The 643-nt window shown below is 59.6% G+C and carries 1 protein-coding gene; it reads left to right on the plus strand.

Features of this window, described 5'->3' with window-relative positions:
- On the plus strand, positions 1 to 643 hold a 643-nt coding region (locus IFU39_RS32510), incomplete at both ends, for a condensation domain-containing protein (RefSeq protein ID WP_192136485.1).

Genomic DNA, 643 nt, shown 5'->3' on the forward strand with positions numbered 1-643 from the left:
TGCTGGCGATTCATCACCTAGTCGTGGACGGGGTGTCCTGGCGAATCCTGCTGGAAGACATGGAAGTGCTGTATCAGCAGGCGGAGCGGGGAGAAGAGCTGGATGCGGGCGAGAAGACCGACTCTTACCAGCGTTTCGCAGAAGCTGTGCAGGATTACGCGAACAGCCCGCAGGCCGCGAAGGAGCGAGCCTACTGGAGTAGACTTGCAGCGGAGGGGGCGGGGCTGAACCTGGGAGAGCGGGAGGAATCGGCGGAACCAGATCGATTTGCGGACAGCCATACCGTGCAAAGCACCCTGAGTACGGAAGTCACCCGGCAGCTGCTGCGGGAGAGCAATCGGGCCTATCAGACGGAGATCAATGATCTGCTGCTTAGTGCGCTGTACCTCGCGGTGCGGAAGCTGACGGGTGAGCTGAAGCTGAAAGTGAACCTGGAAGGCCATGGCCGGGAGGATGTGCTGGAAGGCATCGATCTCAGCCGCACCGTGGGCTGGTTTACGACCCTGTACCCGGTACTGCTGGAAGGGGAGGTAGAGGACGAGCTTTCGGTCACCATCAAACGGGTGAAAGAAGGATTGCGCAAGGTACCTCATAAAGGCTTCAGCTATGGAGCGCTGAAATATGTGGCCCGGATGCCGGAGTT

Source organism: Paenibacillus sp. CFBP 13594, from assembly GCF_014842675.1.
GTDB classification, from domain to species: Bacteria; Bacillota; Bacilli; order Paenibacillales; family Paenibacillaceae; genus Paenibacillus; species Paenibacillus amylolyticus_B.